General features: G+C 29.4%; 23 protein-coding genes and 1 pseudogene. 9 read left to right on the forward strand and 15 right to left on the reverse strand.

Going from position 1 to position 26,764, the window contains the following annotated elements; genetic code table 11:
* Positions 1-95 precede the first annotated feature (95 nt).
* From BM072_RS07430 to BM072_RS07445, 4 genes and pseudogenes are all read right to left on the reverse strand, one after another.
* The gene (locus BM072_RS07430; RefSeq protein ID WP_092908029.1) at positions 96-1,232 is read right to left on the reverse strand and encodes a helix-turn-helix domain-containing protein; all 1,137 of its coding nucleotides are present in this window, start codon (positions 1,230-1,232) and stop codon (positions 96-98) included.
* Between the two features lie 130 nt (positions 1,233-1,362).
* Positions 1,363-1,923, reverse strand: a pseudogene (locus BM072_RS07435) (TraM recognition domain-containing protein); the annotation flags it as partial.
* A gap of 259 nt (positions 1,924-2,182) precedes the next feature.
* Positions 2,183-2,770, reverse strand: a complete 588-nt coding sequence (locus BM072_RS07440; RefSeq protein WP_092908031.1) for a hypothetical protein — start codon at positions 2,768-2,770, stop codon at positions 2,183-2,185.
* A gap of 156 nt (positions 2,771-2,926) precedes the next feature.
* Positions 2,927-4,021, reverse strand: a complete 1,095-nt coding sequence (locus BM072_RS07445; protein ID WP_092908032.1) for a hypothetical protein — start codon at positions 4,019-4,021, stop codon at positions 2,927-2,929.
* Between the two features lie 565 nt (positions 4,022-4,586).
* Between BM072_RS07445 and BM072_RS07450 the strand changes: the two genes are divergently transcribed.
* Both BM072_RS07450 and BM072_RS07455 read left to right on the forward strand, forming a co-directional pair.
* Positions 4,587-5,456, forward strand: a complete 870-nt coding sequence (locus BM072_RS07450) for a helix-turn-helix domain-containing protein (RefSeq protein WP_092908033.1) — start codon at positions 4,587-4,589, stop codon at positions 5,454-5,456.
* Between the two features lie 184 nt (positions 5,457-5,640).
* A complete protein-coding gene (locus BM072_RS07455; RefSeq protein WP_092908069.1) occupies positions 5,641-6,621 on the forward strand; it encodes a zinc-dependent alcohol dehydrogenase family protein in 981 nt (326 codons plus the stop codon).
* 261 nt (positions 6,622-6,882) lie between these two features.
* Here BM072_RS07455 and BM072_RS07460 read toward each other — a convergent pair whose 3' ends face one another.
* The 3 genes from BM072_RS07460 to BM072_RS07470 form a co-directional block, all read right to left on the reverse strand.
* Positions 6,883-7,872, reverse strand: a complete 990-nt coding sequence (locus BM072_RS07460; protein ID WP_177190276.1) for a carboxymuconolactone decarboxylase family protein — start codon at positions 7,870-7,872, stop codon at positions 6,883-6,885.
* A gap of 72 nt (positions 7,873-7,944) precedes the next feature.
* Positions 7,945-8,454: a cupin domain-containing protein gene (locus tag BM072_RS07465; protein ID WP_092908035.1), complete on the reverse strand. Its 510-nt coding sequence runs from the start codon at positions 8,452-8,454 to the stop codon at positions 7,945-7,947.
* 14 nt (positions 8,455-8,468) lie between these two features.
* On the reverse strand, positions 8,469-9,035 hold the full coding sequence (locus BM072_RS07470; protein WP_092908036.1) for a sugar O-acetyltransferase: 567 nt from the start codon (positions 9,033-9,035) through the stop codon (positions 8,469-8,471).
* A 106-nt stretch (positions 9,036-9,141) separates the two neighbouring features.
* Between BM072_RS07470 and BM072_RS07475 the strand changes: the two genes are divergently transcribed.
* The 6 genes from BM072_RS07475 to BM072_RS07505 all read left to right on the forward strand — a co-directional run bounded on the left by BM072_RS07475 (position 9,142) and on the right by BM072_RS07505 (position 17,755).
* Positions 9,142-9,969, forward strand: a complete 828-nt coding sequence (locus BM072_RS07475; protein ID WP_092908037.1) for a helix-turn-helix domain-containing protein — start codon at positions 9,142-9,144, stop codon at positions 9,967-9,969.
* 838 nt (positions 9,970-10,807) lie between these two features.
* Complete coding sequence (locus BM072_RS07485; protein ID WP_092908039.1) at positions 10,808-11,140, forward strand: hypothetical protein; 333 nt, start codon at positions 10,808-10,810, stop codon at positions 11,138-11,140.
* Positions 11,141-11,212: 72 nt separating this feature from the next.
* On the forward strand, positions 11,213-11,860 hold the full coding sequence (locus BM072_RS07490; RefSeq protein ID WP_092908040.1) for a hypothetical protein: 648 nt from the start codon (positions 11,213-11,215) through the stop codon (positions 11,858-11,860).
* A gap of 285 nt (positions 11,861-12,145) precedes the next feature.
* The gene (locus BM072_RS07495; RefSeq protein WP_092908041.1) at positions 12,146-13,732 is read left to right on the forward strand and encodes a type I restriction-modification system subunit M; all 1,587 of its coding nucleotides are present in this window, start codon (positions 12,146-12,148) and stop codon (positions 13,730-13,732) included.
* 3 nt (positions 13,733-13,735) lie between these two features.
* Entirely contained in the window at positions 13,736-14,908 is a 1,173-nt protein-coding gene (locus BM072_RS07500) for a restriction endonuclease subunit S (protein WP_092908042.1), read from the forward strand.
* 12 nt (positions 14,909-14,920) lie between these two features.
* Positions 14,921-17,755, forward strand: coding sequence for a type I restriction endonuclease subunit R (locus BM072_RS07505; RefSeq protein ID WP_092908043.1), 2,835 nt, complete (start codon positions 14,921-14,923; stop codon positions 17,753-17,755).
* Positions 17,756-17,830: 75 nt separating this feature from the next.
* Here BM072_RS07505 and BM072_RS07510 read toward each other — a convergent pair whose 3' ends face one another.
* From BM072_RS07510 to BM072_RS07545, 8 genes are all read right to left on the reverse strand, one after another.
* Positions 17,831-18,850 carry a DUF6371 domain-containing protein gene (locus BM072_RS07510; protein WP_092908044.1) on the reverse strand — a complete coding sequence of 340 codons (1,020 nt, stop codon included), beginning with the start codon at positions 18,848-18,850 and terminating at the stop codon, positions 17,831-17,833.
* The gene (locus BM072_RS07515) at positions 18,850-20,445 is read right to left on the reverse strand and encodes a DNA primase family protein (RefSeq protein WP_092908045.1); all 1,596 of its coding nucleotides are present in this window, start codon (positions 20,443-20,445) and stop codon (positions 18,850-18,852) included. The genes BM072_RS07510 and BM072_RS07515 overlap by 1 nt, the downstream gene beginning before the upstream one ends.
* Positions 20,445-20,795: a helix-turn-helix domain-containing protein gene (locus tag BM072_RS07520; RefSeq protein ID WP_092908046.1), complete on the reverse strand. Its 351-nt coding sequence runs from the start codon at positions 20,793-20,795 to the stop codon at positions 20,445-20,447. Before BM072_RS07520 ends, BM072_RS07515 begins: the two co-directional genes overlap by 1 nt.
* Before the next feature lie 107 nt (positions 20,796-20,902).
* On the reverse strand, positions 20,903-21,850 hold the full coding sequence (locus tag BM072_RS07525; RefSeq protein ID WP_143080478.1) for a hypothetical protein: 948 nt from the start codon (positions 21,848-21,850) through the stop codon (positions 20,903-20,905).
* 29 nt (positions 21,851-21,879) lie between these two features.
* Positions 21,880-23,013 carry a site-specific integrase gene (locus BM072_RS07530; protein WP_092908048.1) on the reverse strand — a complete coding sequence of 378 codons (1,134 nt, stop codon included), beginning with the start codon at positions 23,011-23,013 and terminating at the stop codon, positions 21,880-21,882.
* A gap of 44 nt (positions 23,014-23,057) precedes the next feature.
* Positions 23,058-23,438 carry a helix-turn-helix domain-containing protein gene (locus BM072_RS07535; RefSeq protein ID WP_092908049.1) on the reverse strand — a complete coding sequence of 127 codons (381 nt, stop codon included), beginning with the start codon at positions 23,436-23,438 and terminating at the stop codon, positions 23,058-23,060.
* A 268-nt stretch (positions 23,439-23,706) separates the two neighbouring features.
* Positions 23,707-25,104, reverse strand: a complete 1,398-nt coding sequence (gene mnmE, locus BM072_RS07540) for a tRNA uridine-5-carboxymethylaminomethyl(34) synthesis GTPase MnmE (protein WP_092908050.1) — start codon at positions 25,102-25,104, stop codon at positions 23,707-23,709.
* 297 nt (positions 25,105-25,401) lie between these two features.
* Positions 25,402-25,674, reverse strand: coding sequence for a hypothetical protein (locus BM072_RS07545; protein ID WP_092908051.1), 273 nt, complete (start codon positions 25,672-25,674; stop codon positions 25,402-25,404).
* Between the two features lie 222 nt (positions 25,675-25,896).
* Between BM072_RS07545 and BM072_RS07550 the strand changes: the two genes are divergently transcribed.
* Positions 25,897-26,691 (forward strand): hypothetical protein, encoded by a 795-nt coding sequence (locus BM072_RS07550; protein ID WP_092908052.1) that lies wholly within the window; start codon positions 25,897-25,899, stop codon positions 26,689-26,691.
* The last annotated feature ends 73 nt before the right edge of the window (positions 26,692-26,764 follow it).

Consider the following 26,764-nt stretch of genomic DNA (forward strand, 5'->3'; position numbering starts at 1 on the left):
TGGAGAATAATTAATTTGATGCAAATATGCGTCAGAACATCTTAATACGCGACCGATTAAAAAAAGTCGAACGTATTTTTCAATAAAATCAACCTTTAATAAGAACTTTTTCTAAATTCAGTAGGTGTTTGTCCTGTATATTTTTTAAATGAAGTACTGAATGATGATTTGGAATTGAAACCGACTTCATAAAGAACTTCTAAAATAGTGAGTTCTTTTTTAGAGGAATCTTTCAATATATCTTTGGCTTTTTCAATCCGATACTGATTAATGAAATCAAAAAAGTGTTTGTTCATATACAAATTAATCAAAGTCGATAAATCTTTAACAGGCATATTTACTTGTTCTGCCAAATCCTGAATTGTTAATGAAGAATCGAGATAAGGTTCATTTTTAACCATAAAATTTTTTAAAGATTCGATTTGCATATTTTTTTCTTCATCAATTTCGGTAAACATTTTTTGTTTCGGTACACTTTCAGTTATTGGTTTCAATTGCGAACTAACTCCTCTAAAAAATTCAGGTTTGTTTAGCGCAACAAATAAATACCAACATGTACAAAATAAAAAAGCAAAAGCATCAAGCGTAACTATCCATTGTCTTAATTCTCCAGAACCAAAGGTGAAAGTAACCAACCACCGAATTAAAACGATAAAATGTAACACATAATATAGTATTGTTATTTTGTAAAGAGCATTAAGTATGGAGATGTTTGGATTCGTATAATTCTCAAGATAGACGGTTTTAGATTTTCTAATCACCAAAAATGAAGCAATAAAATAGACTTGAAATAGTACTTCAAAAAGAATATGAAAAAACTGCATAATGTGAGATTCACTCAAAGTATTGATGAAGTATATTTTAGAAGCTCGATCTTCAAAATATATCCCATATGCCATATATAAATTGAAAGCAACAAACGGAATGGTATGCCATAAATGTTTAGGTTTTAATCGGAAATTGGAATAACAGACCGACAGTACATAAAGATAAAAGGCAGCCGGAACCAAATAATTAAAACTCCAACGAAATGCTTCGAGGTTCATGTAATTGACCGGAAAATCATGGATCAAAAATTTCAAAGCATCAACAGCATTTGTAAAAAGAAAAAAGGCAAGAAGCCAATTTGCAAGTTTGTTTTTAGTCTTTACAATAAATAAAAAAAATGCAAGAAATACGACGAGGAAAATGCCGAATAAAGATTCTAAATATAATATGTTGGTTTTGTCCATATATTTTAACAAAGCCAAATTTAGTATTTTTTATAAATTCTTCGACTAATATTTAGTTCACATTAGTTTATAAATTTTAAATCCAAATTTTATAATTTTTCGATATAAATTAAAATATAATTATTCTTTACTAAACTTCATTAGAATCCCCAATTCTTTCAAGTTCAGTTTCAATAATACTTAAAACATCCAATTTAATCTGTCTATAATTCGATTCAATTTGTTGTTTCATTTGATCAATACCATTTTCATCGTTAAATGATCTGATTTGAGGAATTTTTTTATATTTTTTAGTTTCTGAAGTTACTTTTACATGGTCAACAACAATTTCTGCATGAAATATTTTCTGTTCAATACGCTCTTCAAAATTGTCAGAAACAGCACCTACAAAAATCCCTTGGGTTAGTGTTGAAATTTTAGAAGCTGGAATTAAACTGTCTAATTGAGTAGAAATAGAAGTTGATTTATCATTTCTGTTAATGGTTAAACTTTTACGTTTTTGCAGAACTTTTCCAAATCGTTCGGAAAGGCTTTTAGCCGTTTCACCAACTACTTGTCCACTAAAAATATTACCAACGGTATTTTGAATAACCTTTGCTTCTTTATCTCCATAATCACGAATAAGTTGAGAATAGTCTTGAAATCCCAAACAAACAGCTACTTTATTACTACTAGCAGTTGCAATTAAATGCTTAAAATAGCATATATCTTAATCCGAGCAATAAAATAGCAAAAAGTTTAGTGTAAATAACCTTTGAAAATAGTCCAGCTGTTCGCATTGGTTGGCTAAATAAGGCAAATAAAAAGAGATGGTCAATATTATACTGACCATCTCTTTTTCTTCTATTTTCAAGTTGTTATTACTTATGCAGTACAAAACTTCATTTCTATCAATTGCAGACAAATACCACTTATCATTTATTCTTGTTAGATAAAAGATAAAGTCTATTTTATTTATCATATAAGATTTCCCCTAATTTTTCGTAATCTTGACCTTCTCCAAAATTTTTAGTATCCGCATTCGTACCAATAATATGATATTGATGGCAGTCAAAACAGATTTTTGTGAAACCCGTAATTTTATTTTCCTTCTTAAAAATTAATATATCTCTAAATATTGGAATACAGGCAGCAGAAATTCCGTCTTGCTCACTTTTTTCTATAAATATCTTATTCAATTTAGAGAATTTGTCAGGTCTTATTGTTGATTTTTTGAATCCTAATTCTTGAAAATTTCCAATAAGTTTAATTTCACTTAACAGTCCTGGGAATTGAGGATTCATAATGAGATTATATCTTTTTTCATCAAGTTTTGAGATATGATTATCAAGTAATTTCGTTGCGTCATCTTCATTAATGACAATTGAATAATAATCAACTTCATCAAAGTCAAAGAAATTTTTTCCATAATCAATCTTGGTATTTTTAATTGAATTATTTGCTTCCGAAATTTGAGGATTTTCTGTTTCTATTCGTTTTTGTTTACAATTAACGACAAAAATAAAAATTAATAAAAAAATCAGGATTTTACTTTTCATACTCAATTTTTACAAAATGTTGGCTAGGGTTTCGGTGCTTTGCGAAAACGCGCATTTCAAAGTCGAAACGTTCAACTAAAATACAAATTTCTACAAAAGTACGAAGCGGAAAATAAAAAATTTCCGCACGTCTTTTAGCAATACCTTGGAAGTATTTTATGTTGTTCTGTTCATCTCATTGTTTCCTTGAATTCCATCTAAAGCTTCAAAGACTTCGTTTTGATTTTTTTCATTACTCCAACCTAAAGAAGAAAGTTCAGCTCTAACTTGAAATTCATCTTTACCTTTAACAAAATGATAAAATGCAAAGTCAATAACTTCTGTTGGAATTCTTTTAACTACATAAGAAATTAAAAATCGAATTAAGTTTAAATATCCAAATACAAAGGTTAAGCCTAATTGAAGAAGCCAACAAATTATTAAACCAATTGTACCAACATTTAAACTTTTAATAATCAAACCTTGTTCAAGTCTAAGTTTTAAAAATTCAAAAAATCCAATTCTATCTAAATTGTTTTCAGATAAAATTATATTGTATTGAAATAGCTGATTTCCTATAAAAACGATAACAATTGATACAATTAGTATAATTCTCAATTTATTAAAATTTGTATAATTCCCTAATTTAATTCCTAATTTTAATGAATATGCTAAAGCTAAACCAACAATAAATTCAAAAAGGAATATTATATATTTTCCTGTTATAGATATTTTTGCAATTAAGAATGCTAATATTAGAGCTGTAATGACTGCTAATACAATTGGAAAAACAATATTTGCTCTACGTATAGAGTTAGGATTTGGAAGTTCAAGGGGAATTTGATAATCATCCCAATTCTCTTTTGCTTCTTGTTCCTTTTCGAGTTTTTTTAATTCTTCTCGATTGTAATTTTTTTCGATATCTTGAAAAACGTGAATAAAAAGATGAACTCTTTTTGAATTTCGTCCATTATCCCAAAATTCATTTCCTAGAGATTCGCTTTTTACTGTTACTTTACCATAATTAAAAGAAACAATAATCGATTCTGTATATTGACTCATTCCTAAGCTTTTAGCTTTTCTTTTAGCTTCAATAGAATGTTCATCTACATAAATTATGTCCCAATCTAATTTTTCAAATGTTTGATTTGTTATCGCAAAAAATGCTTTTTCTGAAAGTTGAGTCTGAAATTCAGATTTATACTTTGGTGTAAAAGCAAACTTGTGATTTTTTTTTATTTGCTTTTCAATATTTTTTAATTCTGGTGTCATTCTTGAATTCTGGTTTGGAAATATATCCGCTAACGTTTTCAGTATTGCTGAAGTGTGGATTCTGAAGCACTTCAGTTCAGCTAAAGTACAAATTTCTACCAAAGTACAAAACGAAAATTAAAAACTTTCTACTTGTCTTTTACCAAACCCTTTAAGCTTAACTAAATAATTATTCCTAATAGTTTTATGAGTTCGGTTTTGCTATTCTATTTCAAAAGCAACCGTAGTGTTTCCAGAACTTAAGACGATACACAACAAATAAATAGAGTCATAAAAGTGAGTAGCATTAAGAATGAAGTTTTCTTATTCAATTCTTATTTTAAATTCTCCTTAAAGAAACTCCAAATTACCGAATGAAATTTTATCTTTTACTTTTTAAATTTCTATTTTAAAGATGTAGCTACAATACTTGATCAACAATTATCAAAATGAAATATTTACAATTTTCTAGTGATTTAGATATCGTTATTTTTTCAATTCTAAACTTTCAAATAGAACCATTTAGTATACTCTTATGAGCCAAAAAGTAAACTCGATTTTAAAAGATTAGATTACCTTTGCCGATATGAAGTCAATTAAAGTTCCAGCCGATTTAACCAAACCGCCTTTTAACCAAAGAGTATTACAAGTTGATGGATCCTCTGTGGTAGAAACTTGCATTCGTACCACTCGAAGCAAAGGCAGTATGTTACTAGAAGATCATTTATTACTTTTTGTACTTCAAGGCGAAAACACATTAACGCACGGGAATTCAAAATTCACCGTGAGGAAAAATGAAATGATTTTATTTCCAAAGGCGAGTTTAATTGAATACGATAAAAGCGGAGATGCACTCAATGGAGATATTTATGATAGCTTAATGATTTTCCTAAAAGATGAATGCATTCTTAGCTTTATGAAAATGGCTGAGATAAAATCTTGCAAAACAACCGAGAAAGTTACCGTTATGGTAAAACCTGTGAAGGAAAGAATTCAAGCATTTTTATTGTCATTAAAACCTTATTTCAATGAAATTGAAAACATTGATGCTGGATTGGTGAAATTAAAAATCCTGGAAGTTTTGTATGACATTTCGAGTACAGACAAACATCTTTTGCATCAATTATTGCAGATGAAACAACCTGTAAAATTCGATTTATCGAGCATTATGGAAGAAAATTACACCTCGCCCATTTCTCTCTCCGAGCTGGCTTACTTATCTGGCAGAAGTCTCGCAAGTTTCAAAAGAGATTTCAAAGCAATTTACAACATCGCTCCTTCAGATTGGATTCGGAAGAAAAGACTCGAAAAAGCAATGGAACTTTTACAACACAGTACGCTCCCAATATCTGACATTTGCTATACTTTAGGATTTGAAAATACAGCTCACTTCTCACGAATTTTTAAAGAATATTTCGGAACAACACCTTCAGATTCTAGAACAAATCTTGTTTAAACAATTGAGCCAAAAAGAATACAAATAAGAGCTGTAAAGAAAATTACTATCAACTATTTGTCCTCATCTTTGTCATATTAAAATAAGAGCGTATGAATAAGCAAAAAACTTGGATTATTACAAGTACCAATAGAGAATTGGGTTTATAAATACAAATTTAAATCAAAAAAATATGTCAACAAAAATGAGAGCATTAGTCTTAGAAAACTATAATTCGGACTTCACAGACCGTCAAATAGATAAACCATCTCCAAAAGCAGGAGAAGTATTGGTGAAAATTATAGCAAGCGGCATCAATCCAATCGACAATAAAATTAGAACTGAAAATGCACCTTATGCAACGCCTGTTCTTCCAGCAGTTTTAGGAACCGACCTTGCCGGAATCGTTGAAGAAGTAGGTGAAAATGTGACCAATTTCAAAGTTGGAGATGAAGTTTATGGTTTGGCTGGTGGTGTATTAGGTTTACAAGGAACATTAGCCGAATATACCGCTGTAGATGCCGATTTATTAGCGATAAAACCTAAAAATTTAACGATGAGAGAAGCTGCGGCAGTTCCTCTAAACATATTAACAGCCTGGGAAGGTTTAGTTGATCGTTTTACGATTAAAAAAGGCGATAAAGTATTGGTTCATGGTGGTACGGGTGGTGTTGGTCATATGGCAGTTCAATTGGCAAAAATATTAGGAGCAGAAGTATTTTCTACAGTATCTCCTTCCAAAATTGCAGCAGTAGAAACTTTAGGCGCAAAAGGAATTGATTATACAACTTCAGAAGTAGAAAACTATGTAGCAGAATTCACCAATGGTAAAGGTTTCGATGTTATTTATGATACCGTTGGAGGCGCTACATTGGACAATTCTTTCAAAGCTGTTCGTCATTACGGTCATATTAGTAGTTGCGCTGCCTTCGGGACACATAATTTAGCTATTGGTTCGCTTCGTTCGGCTAACTTGCATAGTGTATTTGTTTTACGTCCGATGCTTTCTGGTGAAGGTAGAAAACACCACGGCGAAGTTCTAAAACAAGTAACGCAATATATTGAAGACGGTAAATTAAAACCAATAGTCGATTCTCGAAAATTTACTTTAGATAATGCTTTAGAGGCACACATTGCGGTAAGTGATGGATCTGCAAATACAAAAATTGTAGTGGATATTTTTTAAATTAGTTTTTAAAATAACTGCTATAATTTAATTTACACAAACTTATATCACTAATTATATAGGAAAATTACATTTCCTCATAACCTCGCTAAAGCGAGGTTTTTTTATGTTATAATTTTTAATGTTTTTATATCTTATTCATTCAAATATATTCAGCTATAAATTAGTTTTATTATTCTACTCATTTTTGTTTTAAGCATTAATTTGCCCTGAAAAAAGCAGTAACGCGACGATTATCATTGCTAATTTTTTCATGACTCGCTAATTTAATTTTTTAAAAATCTCTAACATTGTTTCCTTATCCAAACTTTCCATATCGATTAATTTTAGGTCTTTTACCATTTTTAAAGTCGTGGTTTTGTAATGTAGAAAGTGTGGCGTTAGCAAATGAGATTGATACGCAGTTTTATCCGCATACATTTCTATAATTCTGATTTGAAGTGGATTTTCCTTTTGATACATTGGAAAAATAGCAATGACTCCTGGTTCAATTTTTACTGAAACAGCCGCTTCTTCTTTCAAAATTGCATTGTATTCTTCTAAATATTCTGGTAAAATTTCAATTTCAGAAATACGAACCATCATTTCTGGTTTTACGATGGGAATGGGTGGTTTTGAAATCAATTTTCTTATTGTATTGGCTTGTGTTGCGCTAACGGATTGCGCTATTAAATTTGAAATTTCTTCCAATTGATTATCTGTAATTCCGGTATTTTTTCCCATTGTAATATGAGATTGCAACTGACCTTCAACGCCAGACATTGATGCCAATGCAGAAATGGTAACCAATTCTCTTTGCTGAAAACTCAACACATCACTTGCAAAAATATCCGCGAACAAATGTTCTTTTAAAAAAGCATCAATGCGAGGTGCAAATTCTCCAAAACCTGGTGCTGGTTTAGTTTGTGGAGTTTTAGTTAACTCTTCCAAAACTTTTCTACCTTGTTCATATTTGTCAGATGGATTGTTTTCTACAACAATTATTTTCCCTTCTTTATCAGTAATTCCTTTGGTTTTTCGATCATCTAAAACCGTTTTAAAAGTAGAAATTGCATTCAAACTTCTAGGGAAACCGCAATAGGCATAGAGTTGGGTTAATGCTTCTTTAATTTCGTTGATGCTTAAACCATTGTCTAAACCGTTGTTTAATTGAATTTTCAATTCGTCAATATTTCCAGTTGCGGTAAGTGCAGAAATTTTGACTAAACTTTGTTCCTGACTATTTAAAGGGGTTTTATTTTGTGCGTTCATTTTTGTAAAACTTAGAATGAGAAGAAAAAGTGATGTCCATTTTAGGTATTTGCTGATGTTCATAATTGAGCGTTATTTTTTGTTTGCTTCTTTATAAATCTCGTCTGTCACAGGTTCTAGCCACTTATTTTCGTTGGAATTCGGGTTTCCGTTCGTAGCCAAATGCGAGAACCAACTTGTAGCCGTTGCACCGTGCCAATGCTCGATATTTGGAGCAATTTCTACAATGTCGCCAGGTTTTAAATGTCTTGCAGGTTTTCCTCTTTCTTGATATAAACCTTCGCCGCCAACAACAATCAAAAGTTGTCCACCAGTGTGGCTGTGCCAATTATTTCGGCAACCAGGCTCGAAGGTTACATTTGCAATTGGAACGTTCAAATTTTTGTCTTTCGTTAAAGGAGCTAACCACGATTTTCCTGTAAAATAGTGTGCAAAACCTGTGTTTTCTTCTCCCGTTGGGAACTCGCTTATTTTTGGAATATTTGTTTTCATAACTGCTAATTTTTTGTCAGATTTGTTTTGTGCATTGACTTGCGAAATAGCCATAAAGGCAATGAAAGTTAGTGAAATTATATTTTTCATTGTCAGATTTGATTTTAAATTTCTTTAATGATTTTTGCAGGAATTCCACCTACAATCGTATTATCAGGAACGTCTTTTGAAACCACCGAACCTGCTGCTACAACTGCATTTTCACCTATCGTTACACCTTGTAAAATGGTTGCGTTGGCACCAATCCACGCATTTTTTTTGATGAGAATTGGAGCAACATTTAAGGAATATCTTTCGGTTGGTTCAATAGGATGACTTTCGGAAAGTAAACTCACTTTTGGCGCTATCAAAACATTATCTTCAATGGTAATTCCGCCTAAATCCAGAAAAACACAGTCGAAATTGATGAATACATTTTTGCCGATTTTGGTGTGTTTTCCGTAATTGATGTACAATGGTGTAAAAACGGTTACACTTTCGTCAATATCTGTGTCGGTAATTTTGCTTAATAAATTTCTAATTTCTGCTGGATTTGTAGCATTATTCATTTCCACCAATAATTTTTTGGTAGCAAACGAAGCTTCACGCATTTTATAGGCTTCGTTGTCGTTTGATGAAATGGTTTCACCTTTTTTTAGTCGTTCAAATATGTTATTTTCCGTATTGCTCATCTTTTGTTTTATTTATATAACAAAATTAATTTATTTTCTATTCTTATTTATGACACTAATTGCGTTAATAATGTCAAATATTACTTATTTTAGCTAAAAAATACGGATGAGTAAAAGTGCATTGCCAGATGTTTTATTTTTAGAAATAAAAAATGAACTTGATTTTCCATATCATTTTAAAAACCTGTACCATACGCATTTGTATTGCCATAGCGGAAGTATTCATTTTATGTTTAACGACCAAAAGATGGTTTGTAAAAGTGGACAGTTTTTGTTTTGGTTTGCGGAAAGTAACTTGTCGGGATTAGCATTTTCTAAAAACTTTAAAGCGTCTGTTTTGTTAGTAGAAAAAGACTTTTTGATGGATAATATTCCAGATCAAAGTTGGAGCATAAATGCACAATTGCATTCACGGGTTTATCCGATAAAAGATATTCAATCGAAACCGATAAAAGAAAAAATCTTAACGAATTTTAAACGATTAAACGAGTGTTTTTTAGAAGCCGACCATCGTTTTTATGAAGAAATTTTGAAGTTGCAGATGCAAGTATTTATCTTAGAAATGTGGCATACGTTTGCCAATGAATACGATCAGCGGAAGCATAGTTTGCAAACTGGAACTTTGTACGAGCAATTTATACAATTGCTTCAACAACACTGTTTAAAGCATCGGGAAGTACAATTTTACAGCAACGAATTAAATATTACGGCAAAATACCTCAATCATCTTTGTAAAATTCACTCAGGAATGACTGCTTCAGATTGGGTGAAGCGACACGCCAAAGAACGCATTATACTTTTGCTTCAAAACAGAAATCTCAACATTTCCGAAATTGCCGACGAAATGGAGTTTAGCAGTCGTTCATTTTTTACACGATATGTGAAAACTATTTTGGGTGTAACTCCGAGTGAGTTTAGAGATCGGTTGAATTGATGTTTATTTTTGTTAGGTGTGAAAACTGAATTTAAGTCTTGATTTTTTTGTTTGCAGTGTCGTCGCACTATATATTTCCGACTCTAATCGCTTTAATTAAATCTTTTTTAATCGCTCTACGAATAAGTTGTTTCGAAAATTGGATAGAGTAAAGTAGCCTCTTTAATCGTTAACATAACTTCTAGTAGAAATTTCTTCAATAGCGGAACGATTTTGATTTTTTGAATTATTTTGATTTCATTCTTTTTTATCATTTTGTAGTTTCTCAAATAACATTTTCGAGAACAGTAAACCGATGAAATTGTTTTAGCTATAAAATCTTCTTTGCATTCTTTACATTTTCGCTTTATTCTAATTAAACTCATTTTACTTTTTATTTCGGTTATTACAAAAAATAGTACTGCAGAATAACCTTATCAAATCTGGTCAATTCTTATCAACTTTGTTCATTTTAGTAGCATAGTAAACGAATTTCTTACCTTTTTAGTCAGAATCCAACACCGTATATAAATTAGTAATAATAAAAAGGCAAATAACGATAAATAACGCTTAATAAAAAAGCGATAAACTAATAAATGATATCACTAATTAACCGACTATTTATTTAATAATCAATATTTTATATTTTTAAAAATTACTTACCGATACAAAAAATGAAAAACATCTAATAATAAGGTTTTAAATTTAAAAGGTACAAATAGGGTACAGAATTGATTAAAACAGAACAATAATCAACATATATCAGAAAATATTTTTAGTAGATTCTTACTGGTATTTCTTGTTAAATATAGGCAATTTAATATTTCGTAACTTTATCTAAAGTAGAGATATTTAGATAATGGCTAACGGATTTAAAACTGGAGGAAGAAAAAAAGGTGTTGAGAACAAAGTAACATCTGATATTAGAGAAAAATTTAATCAATTGCTTACTGATAATCTTGAAACCATTTCTGATGATTTAAAAGATCTTTCTCCTAAAGATAGAATCAACGCATTACTACAATTATCTAAATTCGTAATACCTCAGCTAAAATCTACTGAAATTAATCAAGTAAATCCAATTGAATCTCCTAAGATTAATATTATTCATTTAGGAAGTGGAGAAGAGCCATTACAAACAGAAAATGAAATAAGTATCTGTTTTACAGAAGGGGCTAAGAGAAAGAATTAATTTTAAATTACGGTTTCCCGTATTTTTAATTAGTTTTGAAGTAATAAATTTGTTGATTATTAAAATTTACATATGAAAAAGTATTCAGGAAAAGTAATGTTTTTAGCTGTTGTTATAGCATTTTTAACATTAAATAGTTGTGGAACATTGTACACTACAATTAATGATGTTAAATTAAAAGAAGTTGAAAAACCACAAAATTCAAAAGAGAGATATGGAGAATCTAAGATAATATCTTTTGATGAAGATGGTAATTCAAAGTATAGCTTTGAAGATGATTTAATAAAAATTATTTGGTTATACACATCTAAAAGTTTTAATTTTAAATTAGAAAATAAATCAGATTCCTCTATTAAAATTTTATGGGACGAAGCTTCATATATTGATGAGAATTCATCAAGTAATAGAATTATTCATTCTGGAGTAAAATATATTGATGCAAGTAAACCACAACCACCAACAATTATTATTAAAAAAGCTAATTTAGAAGATATTATTATTCCTGCTAAAAATGTTTATTTTAGTAGCAGTTCTTGGGAAGTTTCTAATTTATTTAAAAAATATCTTTATAATGAAGAAGAAAAAGAAAGCTTTTTAAAAGAAAACATAGATGATAAAACTGTTAAAATTTTATTACCATTAGAAGTCGAAGGAGTACTTAATGAATATATATTTAGTTTTAATGTAAAAAAATCAATAGAAGAAAATCAAAAAAAATAATTGTACTTACAACCTCATCACTTAGATGAGGTTTTCTATTTCTCTTAATATTTCTAAAAGTCTTGCATATAAATCTTCATCATAGCGAACAATAAAAATTTGACAATTGTTTTCTTAACATTTTTATTAACAAAAATTGGTTTTTATAAAATAGTTTATATCAAAATGATATGAATTTAGACTAGCTATAAATCATAATCTTTTTATATAAGTTAAAAATTACTTTTTTCCCTTTTTATTTCATTCTTAAAAACAATATCTTTAGGCAATAATAACAACAATACAATGTCAGAAGAACAAAAACGAATCTTAGAGAGCAAACTTTGGGATATAGCCAATATACTACGTGGTAAAATGAATGCGAATCAATTTCAAGATTACATCTTGGGATTTATTTTCTACAAATACCTTTCAGAAAAAATACTAACAGAAGTAAATGAAGTTTTAGCACCTGATGGAATTACCTATTTTGATATTGAAGAAGGTACAGAGCAAGGCGATGCCGATTTAGAAGAACTAAAAGCAATTTTAGTAGAAAAGGTTGGTTATTTTTTAAAACCTTCTGAATTGTTTTCGACTTTAGCTAAAAAAGGAAACGCAAAAGCAGAAGATGACAACCAAGAAAGTATTGATGTTTTTATCTTAGAAGATTTAGAAAAAGTTTTGCGTAATATAGAGCGTTCTACACTTGGAACAGAATCGCAAGATGATTTTGATAACTTGTTTTATGATATTGATTTAAACTCGCAAAAAATAGGTAAAACACCTTTAGAGCGCAATCAAACCATATCTAAAATAATGAATGCCTTAAACGAAATTGATTTTGATTTAGCCAATACAGAATCTGATGTTTTAGGCGATGCGTACGAATATTTAATAGGTAAGTTTGCCGAAGGTGCAGGACAAAAAGCAGGCGAATTTTATACACCTCAGCAAGTTTCTACCATATTAGCACAATTGGTAACTGCCGATAAAACAAAACTAAAATCGGTTTACGACCCAACGTGTGGTTCAGGTTCTTTGCTTTTGCGTGTAGCCAAACAAGTAGATGAGGTTGGGCAGTTTTTCGGGCAAGAAATGAACAGAACAACGTACAACTTGGCTCGAATGAACATGATTTTGCACGATGTATCGTATTTAAAGTTTGATATTAAAAACGATGATACATTAGAACGACCTCAGCACAAAGAACAACAATTTGAAGCCATTGTTGCAAATCCACCCTTTTCTGCCGATTGGAGTGCCAACGCATTGTTTATGGACGATGAACGTTTTTCTCAATTTGGAGCGTTAGCACCCAAAGGAAAAGCCGATTTTGCTTTTGTACAACACATGTACCACCATTTAGCCGAAAACGGAACAATGGCAACCGTTTTACCTCATGGCGTTTTGTTTAGAGGAAGTACCGAAGAAAAAATCCGTAAACATTTTATCGAAGAATTAAACGCTATAGATGCTGTAATTGGTTTGCCAGCCAATATATTTTTTGGTACAGGTATAGCCACTTGTATTTTGGTTTTAAAAAAATGCCGAAAAGACAACGAAAATATTTTGTTTATAGATGCAAGTAAAGGTTTTGAAAAACAAGGAAACCAAAATGTTTTGTTGCCACAGCATATAAATGCTATTGTAGATACGTTTAAAAACAGAACAACGGTTGATAAGTTTTCGTACTTAGCAACACTTGATGAGGTACGTAGTAACGATTACAACTTAAACATACCTCGTTATGTAGATACGTTTGAAGAAGAAGAAGCGATTGATGTAAATGCGATTGCAGAAGATATAAAACAGTTGGATATAGATTTACAAGCCAACCAACAAACTATAATAGATTTTTGCAACCAACTAAATATAAAAACACCTTTTTAAACTATGGAAAATTTACAACCAAAATTGAGATTTCCTGAGTTTAGGGAAGAATGGGAAGAAACGATATTATCTAATATAGCTAAAATTCAAATGGGACAATCTCCTGACTCGAATAGCTATAACAATAATAATTTAGGTTTTGGCTTGATTCAAGGAAATGCAGATTTAATTGATAGAAAAGTTCAATTAAGACAACATACTTCTAAGCCAACTAAATTAACTAATATTAACGATATTATTTTTACTGTTCGAGCACCTGTTGGCTACGTAGCTTTATGCGAAGATATTTATTGTATAGGAAGAGGAGTTGCTTCTATTACTGCTAATTACTCGATAGGTTTTTTATTTCAATATTTTATTAAAGTAGAAGAACGATGGAATACTTTGGCACAAGGAAGTACATTTACAGCAATTAATTCCAAAGAGTTAAATAATTTTAAATTAAACATCCCAACCCTACAAGAACAAACCAAAATTGCTAATTTTTTAGGTGCAGTAGATAAACAGTTGGATATTTTAAACCAAAAGAAAGAAAAACTAAATACCTACAAAAAAGGTGTGATGCAACAATTGTTTGCTCAACAACTACGCTTTAAAGACGATAACGGAAACAATTATCCTGATTGGGAAGAGAAAACGTTGGGAGAGGTTGGAGAGATAGTATCAGGTCTTACTTATAGCCCTAAAGATGTTGTTGATGAAGGATTACTCGTATTACGTTCTTCTAATATTCAAGATAATAAATTATCATTTCAAGATAATGTATTTGTAAATGTTAAAAAATATAATCCTGTTGAAGCTGAGGATATTCTTATTTGTGTTCGAAACGGAAGTAAAAATCTAATTGGTAAAAATGCTTTGATTACTAAAAATGAAAAAGGATTTGCATTTGGTGCATTTATGACTATATACAGAAGTAAATCTAATAAATACATATTTCAATGGCTGCAACATTCTACATATAGAGAATATGTAAATAAAAACTTAGGAGCAACTATTAACTCTATTAACGGCAATGATTTAAAGAAGTTTTTAATTCCATTTCCATCAATCGAAGAACAAACCAAAATCGCCAATTTTTTATCAGCTATAGATAAGCAAATAGAAGCTGTAGAAAACCAAATAACCAAAACCGAAACCTATAAAAAAGGATTGTTACAACAAATGTTTGTGTAAAAACTATAGCTTATGACTATTCAATCAGAACAAACACTCGAAAATAAAATGATTCAACAATTGGTTAGCAATGGTTATGAGCGTGTAACCATTACTAACGAAGATGATTTAGTTGCAAACCTAAAAAAACAACTAGAAAAGTTTAATCATACTACCTATACCGATTCAGAATTTAAGCAAATCTTAAATCATTTAACCAAACCATTAAATCCGTTTGATAAAGCAAAGGTTTTACGAGATAAGTTTTCGTTTAAAAACCATGCGAACGAAACCGTTTATGTCGATTTCTTAAACTTAGAGCATTGGTGTCAAAACGAATACCAAGTAACGCATCAAGTAACCATGCATGGCAAGTACGAAAATCGTTACGATGTTACTATTTTAATTAACGGTTTGCCATTGGTACAAATCGAACTAAAAAAACGTGGTTTAGAAATTAAAGAAGCATTTAACCAAGTGTTAAGGTATCATAAACATAGTTACGGTGCAGGTTTAGGCTTGTTTCAGTACGTTCAATTGTATGTTATTAGCAACGGAGCAAACACAAAATATTATACGTACAGCAAAGAACAAGATTTTAAATTTGCGTTTTATTGGACTGATGAGAAAAACAAACGAGTTTCTGATTTAGAAGATTTTACCAAAAACTTTTTAGATAAATGCCACGTAAGTAAAATGATAACGCGTTACATTGTTTTACATGTAGGTTTAAAACAAATAATGGTTTTACGTCCGTATCAATATTACGCTGTAGAAAAGATAATAGACAAAGTAAAAACAAGTACAACCAACGGTTACATTTGGCATACAACAGGTTCAGGTAAAACATTAACATCATTTAAGGCAAGTCAAATTTTATCTAAACTGCCAAAAGTAGATAAAGTTGTTTTTTGTGTAGATAGAACCGATTTAGATTATCAAACTTCAAGAGAATTTAACGAGTTTAGTCCTGGTTCTGTAGATTCTACAGATAACACAAAAAAATTAGTACAACAATTTGCAGATGTAAATACAAAGTTAATTGTAACAACTATTCAGAAACTAAATACAGCTATCAGCAAAGAAAAGCACACCAAAGTAATGAGCGATTTAGCTGATAAAAAAGTTGTGTTTATTTTTGATGAGTGCCACCGTTCACAATTTGGCGATACACATCAACGAATTGTCAGTTTCTTTAAAAACCATCAACTATTTGGTTTTACAGGAACACCAATTTTAACAGAAAATGCACATTCTAAAAACGGAGTTAAAAAACTAACAACCGACTTATTTGGCGAACGCTTGCACGATTATGTAATTACAGATGCCATTAACGATAATAATGTTTTGCCATTTTCTATAGAATATGTTGGACGATACAAATATAAAGAAACGTCTAAAAACAATTTAGATATTGAAGTAGAAGCCATTGATACTACAGAACTTTTTGAGAGTGAAGAACGTATTGAAAAAATTGCAAATTACATCATCAACAACCACGACAGTAAAGCTAAAAACAAAGGTTTTACAGCAATGTTTTGCATAAGTAATACCAAAACCTTAATCAAGTATTTTGATGTCTTTAGAAAGCTGAAAAGCGAAGGGAAACACGATTTAAAAATTGCAACTATCTTTAGTTATACAGCCAATGAAGATGCGAATGAAGATAAATCAGGAGAAATTCCTGAAGAAAATATAGATTATAGCAATGCAAAGGTTGATATACATACAAGAGATGTTTTAGATAAATACATCGAAGAATACAATAAAGAATTTGGTACAAGCTATTCAACCAAAGATAGCAAATCATTTAACGATTATTATAAAAACGTAGCCAAGCGAGTAAGAGATAAAGAAATTGATATTTTATTTGTTGTAAATATGTTTTTAACTGGTTTTGATTCGCCCAACCTAAATACATTGTATGTTGATAAGAATTTAAAATATCATGGTCTAATACAAGCGTATTCACGTACCAATAGATTAAAAGGCGAAAATAAACCACACGGACAAATTGTTGTTTTTAGAAATCTTAAAAAGGCAACCGATGAAGCGATTGAATTGTTTTCTAACAGAAATGCAAAAGAAGTTATTATTGTACCACCTTTAGAAGATTACATTGAACAGTTTAACGATGCTGTAAAAAACCTTTTAGCAATTGCACCAACCTATCTAAGTGTTGATGATTTTTATTCAGAAACTCAAAAACTGCAATTTGTAAAAGCGTTTAGAGAATTGTTGAGGTTAAAAAATCGTATGGATACGTATGCAGATTTCAACTTTGATGAATTACTAATTGATGAACAAAATTTTAATAATTATAGCTCTAAATACCAAGATTTAAAACGAGAAGCAGAAAACCAACCCAATAAAGATTCAATTTTAAACGAAGTCGATTTCCATTTAGAGTTAATTCATAAGGACATTGTAAACGTGGATTATATTTTACGTTTATTAGCGAATTTGGAAGAAGAAGAAATTGAAACAGAAACCAAGAAAAAACGTCAATCAGAAATTTTATCAATGATTGATAACGACCCATTTTTAAGAAATAAACGTGATTTAATAGAAAAGTTCATAATTGAGCAACTGCCAATCTTAGAACAAAATGAAGACGTTACAGAAGCGTTTAGCGATTTCATTAACACAGAGAAGGTAAAAGAGTTCAAATACCTTGTAGAGGAAGAAAATATCAACGAAAATAGATTAGAAGAAGCAATGGAATCTTATATGTTTTCAGGGAGATTTCCCACAAACAATGAATTGGTTGAAACCTTGAAAGAAAAACCATCGTTTAGAGAACGTAGAACAATAGGCGAACGATTAATATATAAAGTAAATTACTTTGCTGATAGATTTTTGAGATAAAAAAATAAATAAAAAACCTCATCAAAATAATCTGATGAGGTTTTTTAAAAACATACATTTTTTACATTATCTACATTAATTTAGATTTCGGAATGTTTTCCAATCGTAGTTGGTTAAAATATCTGCTAAATCAATTCCTTTTTCTTTTTGCTTTTCAGTTGCCAATTGCTCTAACATTTCAGAAACTTCAAAAGTTGAGTTTGGTAATTGTTCTTGAATTTTCTCAGCCTTTTCTTTCCATTCGTTGAAAGTAATACCATCTTTAGAAGTATCAGGAAATAAAACAACTTTTCTGTTTTTTAGAGCTTTACATTTAGCATAGTTCAAACTTGATTTATTGTAAACTGCTAACCAAAGATAATTATTAGGGTTATCAGGTAATCCAAAGTAAATAGAGCCAATTAGAGCTGTTTTAGGAGCTTCAACCAATGCAATTGGGTTATGAGGATATTTATCTAATAAATGTTCTCCAAACAAGCATCTAACCTTAGAATCATTTAATTCATAATCTTCAATCCATTGAGGTAAATCAATATTTTCTTTATCATATTTTTTCGACAGAATTGTATGTATAAAATCTATATTGATTGTATTGTTCGCAATGTTGAATTTCTTACATTGTATTGCATTAACCTTTTGATTAATATCTATAAATGGAAAAGTAATTGCTCCTCTCATATAGCCTTCTGAAATTGTGCCTAATTGATACAATTCGATTAATTGATAAACCTCATCATAATTAAATGGATAAGATAAGTTGCAAAGTAAATTTTGAATAAACGTATTACAATCATAATCCGATTTTGTTTCATTTAAAACGTGTTGAGGTATATAGTAATTAACTATTGGTTTTACTTGTTGAATGTTGTAATAATTGTAATTAAAACTATAATCATTCCCTTTCAAATGGTATTTATCTGTATAAGGATTCAAATAATAACCGCATTTAGATTCCCTATCACAACGACCATATTCTAAAGGTAAAACCTCTCCAGTTTCTGTATCAACATATCTTCTGTAAGTTCTCTTTTCGTTACAAGAAGGGCAAGATTCTTTCTTACCCTTCATAAATTGAAACCTATAACCTTGTTGCATTAGAAATCATTTATCATTGTAGATTCAACATAAACATACATACCAGCTGAGGTGCGTTTAATTTCAATGTTTTGAGCTTCTAAACGTCTTTTGAAGTTTTTCTGATTAAGAGCTACAAATCCACTACTTGTACAATATTCTCTATAATTTTGATACAATTTTGTAACTAAATAATGTCCTTTAGTTGATTTAGTATAACCTTCATCAATAAACATTGCAACTGAATCAGATTCTAATTTGAATTGCTTAAGCATTTCATTTACCTCATCTACTTGCGTAAAACCTTGTTGTTCAATTAATCTTTCTAAACCTTCTAAAGCCCAATTTAAAATACCTGATAATTCATTATCAATGATTTTGGTATGTAAACTTTTATCTTGTTCTTCTTCGGGAATAGTTACGTTAAAAGGAACAATGATAAACCTTCTGAAATAGCCTTTAGTTTGTTCGGTTTCTTTAGGTAATTCATTACAATTGAATAAAAATTTAGCATAATTACTCATAATAAATGGTTCTCCATAAGGTAATCGAGCTTCAACTTCTTCTCCTGATGCCAATTGTTTAAAAATGGTTGGATTCATCTTAGAACTTATTTCAGGTGCGTAATTTAATAGTACATTTTCTAATTTTGCTCTTTGATAACCAGTTTCATTTGTAAGCGATTGTAAGCTATAAGATGTAATATTTTCTTTTCCTATCAATGCAGTAATCACTTCATAAAATACAGATTTTCCATTTGCACCTGAGCCATATAACAACATTACTTTTTCAATCTTTAATAACGAATTACCATTCTTTAAAAAGATACTTCCAATATATTCAGCTAATAGTTTTTGAACATCTTTATTTGGTAAAACTTTATCCAAATAATTATTAAACAAAGGAGTTTTAGCATCTTTATCATAATTGAAATTCAATTGATAAGTAAGAAAATCATTCTGATTGAAATCTCTAAGAAACTTCTTTTTACCTGATAATTCAAAAGTGCCATTCTTTAAATTAATGAGAACTTTGTTCGCATCTTGTTGAGGTGCTTTATAATAACTATCTGCTAAAAATTGTTTGTGTAATTCATCTATTGTTCTATGATACTTTGCATCATATTTTTCAACTCCAAATTTTAAAGCTACATTTTTAAGAAAGTTTTGAAACTCTTCTTTTTCAACTTTTTGCCAAAAATTACCATTGTAAGCATATATATTACCATTGTGTTTGGATAGTCCGAAATGATTTCTGTTGATGTGTTTTTTTAGTTCATCAATAGTAACCATCACAAAGTGTTTTGGTTGTAATTTACATTTTTTAATTAATTCTTTAACCTTTTTATAATCTGGAGAATCAACTTCTAAACCTTTTAATTGCTCTTCATAATCCTTTAATTTTGGAAAAACAATTGCTTTAAAATCTATAGGCTTAATCTCTTTCAATATCTCTTCATACAACTGAGAATGTTCAATTGCTGGAGTAATTTTGTGCTTATTAACGCCTGAAACAATAGTGCTTATTATATTATTCGTATCTTTAGGTAAATCCAAAGGAGCAAAGTTTAATTCAGATTCTAAGTTTGCCTGATTATTTGTTTTATTAACTTCCATTAGTTCGCACCTTTTTTAGTTAATAAATACTGATTAGCTTGCTCCTCTATTTCTTGATTAGATAAATTTTTACCTTTTTTGATGAAATCAATGATTTCACTTTTTAGATAATAATTTTTACCAAAATGTTTGCAAACAGGAATTTCTCCTTTCCAAGATTTTGTTCTAATTGTACCTTCTGATAAGCGAAGAAGTTTTGCTACTTCTTTTACACTAAGAATTTCTTCTTCATTTGAAATAGTTGGTTGATTGAATCGAGCCGATTCTTTTAATTGTTCTTTTAAGCTGTTAATCTGATTGATTAAAAAACTTAATGCCTCTGGCATATTGTTGTAGTCTACTGCTACCATAATACTATTTTTATTTGATTATGGTACAAAGTTGAAATACGCATTTGCGACGTTTTTTTACGCACTTTTACGCACTTTGTTAAGTTGCTTAATATGAATCTTTTAGATTACAAATATTTATCGTAATCTTTAGGTTTGCTAACTTTTCTTATATTCTCATTAGACATTCCTTTCAAATCATAAAATATATTTTTTATTAAATTGTAATAAGTTGAATCAAGTCTTTTAGTGAACTTTATTTTATAATAAAATTCTTTTAATGTTGTGACTAATACTCCTTGTGTAGTGTTTGTTTGTAATGGTTTATCAATTTTTGGAATTTGATAATCATTCTCAAAATAATAAGTTATCCATTCAATTAATAATGAATAATCATCATCATTCATTATTCTATTTTTCTTTTTGTGGTCGATATATTTAAAAATAGAGAAATGATATTCAGCTTGTTCTTTTATTGTTTTTTCAATTACCTCATCATTTATTAGAGTTTTCAATTTTATGTTTAGGTTTTCCTTAAATGATTTCCATTCATCAGTTTTTACGAACTTATATTTATCATTTCCAACACAAATAAGTGAATGTGAATTTTTATCATCTTTGATAATAAAATTTAATATATCATTACAAATTTCATTATTGTTTATTTTAGGTAATTTATCTTTAAGAAATTTAGTAAACTTCTTAATCTCTTTATCTTCAGTATATTTTTTATTTATTATTGTGTTTTGTAGTTGGTAAAATTGTTTGAAAATATCATTCATAACAATCAAAAAATCCATAGATTCAAAGTCTTTAACAAAATAAAATTCTTTTTCATCATTATTAATATTACTATAAACTTCTTTTTTATATTTGTAAAAGCAATTTTCAATATCATTTTCATCTTCATTTTCACTTTCAGGGTCAAAATATTTTAATTTATAGTAATAAAATTCAGGTTTTAAATCGTTAACTTTTTCATACTCTTGTATTATAAAATTTTCATATTTAGGATTGATTAATATTTCCCTTATTGAGTTCATATAATTTTGATAAACACTTATTTTATATTTCAAATAGTTTTTTTGTTTTATGTTATTAATAATCATAAATCCAGTATAATTTTATTAGTAGTTTGTTTTTTTGATTCGCTTACAATTTTAGCATAAATCTGAGTTGTTTTAAGGTTTTTATGTCCTAACATTTTAGAAATGGTGAATAAATCAGTGCCATTTGCCAATTGTAAAGTTGCGTATGTATGCCTAAAACTATGAAAGGTTATATCCTTTGTTATTTCAGCATCTTTTAACCAATCAGTTAATTGTTTGTTGAGGTAAGCAGAATATTTTAATCCATTGAATACTTTCTCTGAATCTTTTTGTCTTTCTCCTAAAAGATTAAAAGCTTGTTCGGAAATTGGAGAATATTCAACTCCTTCTGTCTTTTTTTGAATAAAGTTGATATAGTATTCATCATTTGTTTTATAGACATTTTTCCAACTTAAATTTTTTACATCTGAAAATCTTAATCCAGTTAATGCAGAAAATATAGAAGCTCTTTTTAGCAAATCATTTTTACATTCTGTGTTTGCTAATTTATTTAATTCTTCAATCGTTAAGTATGTTCGATTCGTTTCTTGTTCTTTAATATTCTTAATTCTTGAATTTATATCAGTACTCAATATTTCATCTACAAAAGCTTGTTTTAAAGCTGTTTTGAATTTTGTGAAATATGATAAAGCAGTATTTTGAGAAAGCTTGGTTTCTTTTCTCTTTAAACTATTCGTGTTCAATAAGAAATGCTTGTAATCTTCTGCAAAAGTCAAATTTATATCCTTAAATAATAATTTACTATTTGTATAATGCTCTAAATACATTATAGCAGAAATCCAATTTTGATAGTTTGAGCCATGCCTTCTATCAGCTATCTTTTTTATATAATCTATAAAGTTTTGGCTCTCTTTATTTTTCTTTTCAAGTTGAGCCTTTTCCATATCGTTATAAATTTCAGGTCGGTTGAGTTCAATGCCTTTTTTAGAAGCAATACTTTCTGCAATTGCTTCTATATTTTTATTATATTGTTTTTCTATTTGTCCTTTTGGATTCTCATAAATAGATAAACCTAAAAATTCTCTTCTTGTTGACTTTCCATTTCTAATAATAGAAGGATAGAAGTCTAAATACAAAGAAAGTTTTCCGTTTTTTAATGGTCTTTTTCTTAAAGTTACTTTTATAGCCATAGTTTATGTAGATAATGTTGATTATGTACGATTTTATAAAACTTTTAAAAAAGTTTTTCTACTTCTGATTTTTTAATTCTTGTTAACCTTTCATTTAGATTGGTTGATTTAATTTTTTTGCATTTGATTAGTCTATAAACAGTCTTTGTATTGCAATTCATAAGATAAGCAACTTCTTTTACAGAAAGGTAGTCTTTATCCTTAATATTCAGTAAATCAATTTGAGTAGTTTTAGCCTTGAAATTTTTATTGATTTTCTCTTTTGTATCAACTTCAATCTCTTTTTTTAGCTCTAACCTCTTTCTTAATTTATAATGTTGAGAATTGCATTTATGAGAACAATATTTAGTTGTGGTTTTTTGTGCTTCAAACATATTTCCACAATTCAAGCATTGTTTTAAAATCTTAATATTTGTTGAACTCATTTAGCCTATTTTTAAAAGTATATAAAATCCATTAAGTAGAAATAAGAGTATTTAAGGGACTTTATTTCGCCCAAAATGTCAATTTTTACTCAAATTTTTCTGCTGATTTTATCAAAGGTACAAATAAGGTACAAATTTCTGATACAAATAACGATAATAAACCTATAACATATTTATTCTTTTGTATCTTTGGAGTATTAAAAAACCTCCTAAAATCAATGTTTTAAGAGGTTTTGTATATGTTTATACTATGTTTGTATTGATGAGGTTACTTTCCGATACAAAACTTCCCGAAGATTGTTCCTAGAATATCTTGATCAACATCAATTTCACCTGTAATATGTCCAAGATATGTTAAAGCTTCTCTGATATCCATGGCTAATAAATCGCCAGGCAAACCATTATCCATTCCTTGTTTTATTTTACCAATTTGGATTAATGTATTTTGTAAAGCTTCTACGTGACGAGAATTAGTTACAATTGTATCATCTTGATTTGTTCCTTTTAGCTTAATTTGATAAATCAATTGCTCTTTTAAAGCTTCAATATTATAAGAATCTTTTGCAGAAATTTCGATATGAACAACGTCTTTAAATTCTTGTCGAATTGCATCCGAAATAACATTATTTTCGTTGTTTATATCAATTTTATTGGCAACATTAAAAACTATTTTACCACGTTGGTTTAAGTCGTCTAGTTGTTGCGAAATTTGATTATCAGCCGTAATATTTGCATCATATAAATGTATAATAATTGAGGCTAAATCAATTTTTTCGTATGTTTTTTCAATACCAATACGCTCTATTGTATCTCCAGCTTCTCGAATTCCAGCCGTATCTATAAAACGGAATCCAACACCATCTATATACAAAGTTTCTTCAATCGTATCACGTGTTGTTCCTTCAATATCCGAAACAATTGCACGTTCTTCATTTAATAATGCATTTAATAAAGTTGATTTTCCTGCATTTGGTGCACCAATTATTGCAACTGGAACTCCGTTTTTAATTACATTACCAAAAGCAAACGAATCAGCTAAACGTTTTAAAATAGATTGTAATTCATTCAATAATGCATAAAATTGTGTACGATCTGCAAATTCTACATCTTCTTCAGAAAAATCTAATTCTAATTCTGTTAAAGCTGCAAAATTGATCATTTGCTCGCGTAAATCTTTGATTTGATTAGAAAAACCACCACGCATTTGCTTGATTGCAATTTCGTGTGAAGCTTTAGAATCCGATGAAATTAAATCTGCAACAGCTTCAGCTTGTGTAAGATCCATTTTACCATTCCAAAATGCGCGAAAAGTATATTCACCTGGATTTGCATTACGAATACCAACTTTATTTAATAATTCGAGTACTTTTTGTTGAATATAAATAGAGCCATGCGTCGAAATTTCGATTACATCTTCTCCAGTATACGAATGTGGATTTTTGAAAATAGAAAACAAAGCTTCATCAATTATCGTTTCGCCATCCATCACATAACCTAAATGGATAGTATGCGAAGCCGCGTCATTTAATGATTTTGAAGCATTAAATTTCGATTGATAAATCGTGGCTACTTTAGAAATTGCTTCTGGTCCAGAAATACGAATTACCGCAATAGCACCCATTCCATTAGCCGTAGCCAATGCACAAATTGTATCGTTGTTTAGCATATTGCAAAGTTATCGATTAATTTGAAAAGTTTGGTTCTATTATTCGTTTTCATTGTGAATTTGTATCTTTAAAATAAAGATTCAAAAAGTGAACATCTAAATTTATAACTTAAGAAAGTTTTTAATTAAAACTCATAATTTATACTAATAACCCTTGCATTCATACTTTATAAAATGAAGAAAATATTTGGATTGTAGAAAATAATATTACAAATTCCACAAGAAATTTGATATTGCATTTAAATTATCATTTGGGTCAAATTAATTATCATCGACGTTTATTAGATAACTAAAACATTAAAAATCATGACAATTATAAAATGAATCATTTAAAATTATTTTTCTTGCAACATCTCCTTTTTCTGATAAATGAAGTGCCAAAACATCATCAACAGAAACTTCGGTAACACTATCTTTTAACTGAAGTTGAGATACAATTTCGCTAAAATCTCCATCCAAATTTCTATGCCAACAAATCGCATTCATTGCTCTATTAAAATTTGTATTTACAAACTCCATAAAAGTAGAAACCTCACCTATTTGCTGATGCTTAGAAAATGTATTGTTCATATTTTTGAGAAAACCGTTCGGAATTTTATTCTGTGCAAAAATAAGGATTAAAAATTATTTAAACATATGCGTATTTTGTATAATATGTAACTATAAATATTTTATAATAATACAAAATACGTAACTCAATAAGCTTTAAAACCGTTTAAAAATGAGCTTTTTAGTATTTTCCGTTAATTTGATGAAATTGATTATATTGCACATATAATAACTTTATATTTTATGCTAAAAACGACCATACAAACATTCAACGACCTTGACAAATGGTTGTTCGACAACTTCTATTTTGAAGACGGACACGTATTGGCAATTAAGGAAAATCCACTTGAAATTATTGTTGGTTATAATGTGAAAGCGAACTATAAGGCAAATTCTGAAAGACACATTTTACCTTTCAAAGTCATTCCAAATAAAATTTATGAATGGACTTTTGACAAAGAAGTGGTAAATGTCGGTGACGACAATTACATCGAATGTATTGAAGCAAGTGAAGTTGAAAATGGTATTTGCTTAGATTTCTCTACTCCTGCGACTTTTCGACTTGTAGCGGACAGTTTTGAAATTGAAGAACAAGAATTAATAAAAATGACTTTTAAGCCTTGGGCAAGCGAGACAGAAATGTATTTGACAACTGACCTTTCAAAAATTCCAAGACCTGAATTTTGGAAAGAGAAATTAAGTGAATACGGACACGAAATTTTGTTTCGTTATTACGCAGGTGACGAAAGACTACCAGAACAAGTTCCGTATCCAGACTATCAAGGTTATTACATACAACTTGCCGACAGAATTAACTCAACACAAGAAGGCATTTTTCTTAAGCATTTAAAAATAGAAAACGGAAAACTGAGTTTGAGTTTTGAAAACAAGGACGAAGAGTTGAAATGTGTTTGGGACGACTTAACAACAGTTCTTGCGGACTTTCCAAATGCTAAAATCAATAGCGGAAACTGTGAATTTACAGGCGAAAAATGGAAACGATATTTAATAGACAAATTATTACCAACAACCGAATGAGAACAAGCACAGCATATAACAAGGGTTTTGCGATAGTGGGGCGAAACTGCAAAGTTCAACGGCAGTTCTCCGA

It is taken from the genome of Algoriella xinjiangensis (genome assembly GCF_900115015.1).
Taxonomy (GTDB): domain Bacteria; phylum Bacteroidota; class Bacteroidia; order Flavobacteriales; family Weeksellaceae; genus Empedobacter; species Empedobacter xinjiangensis.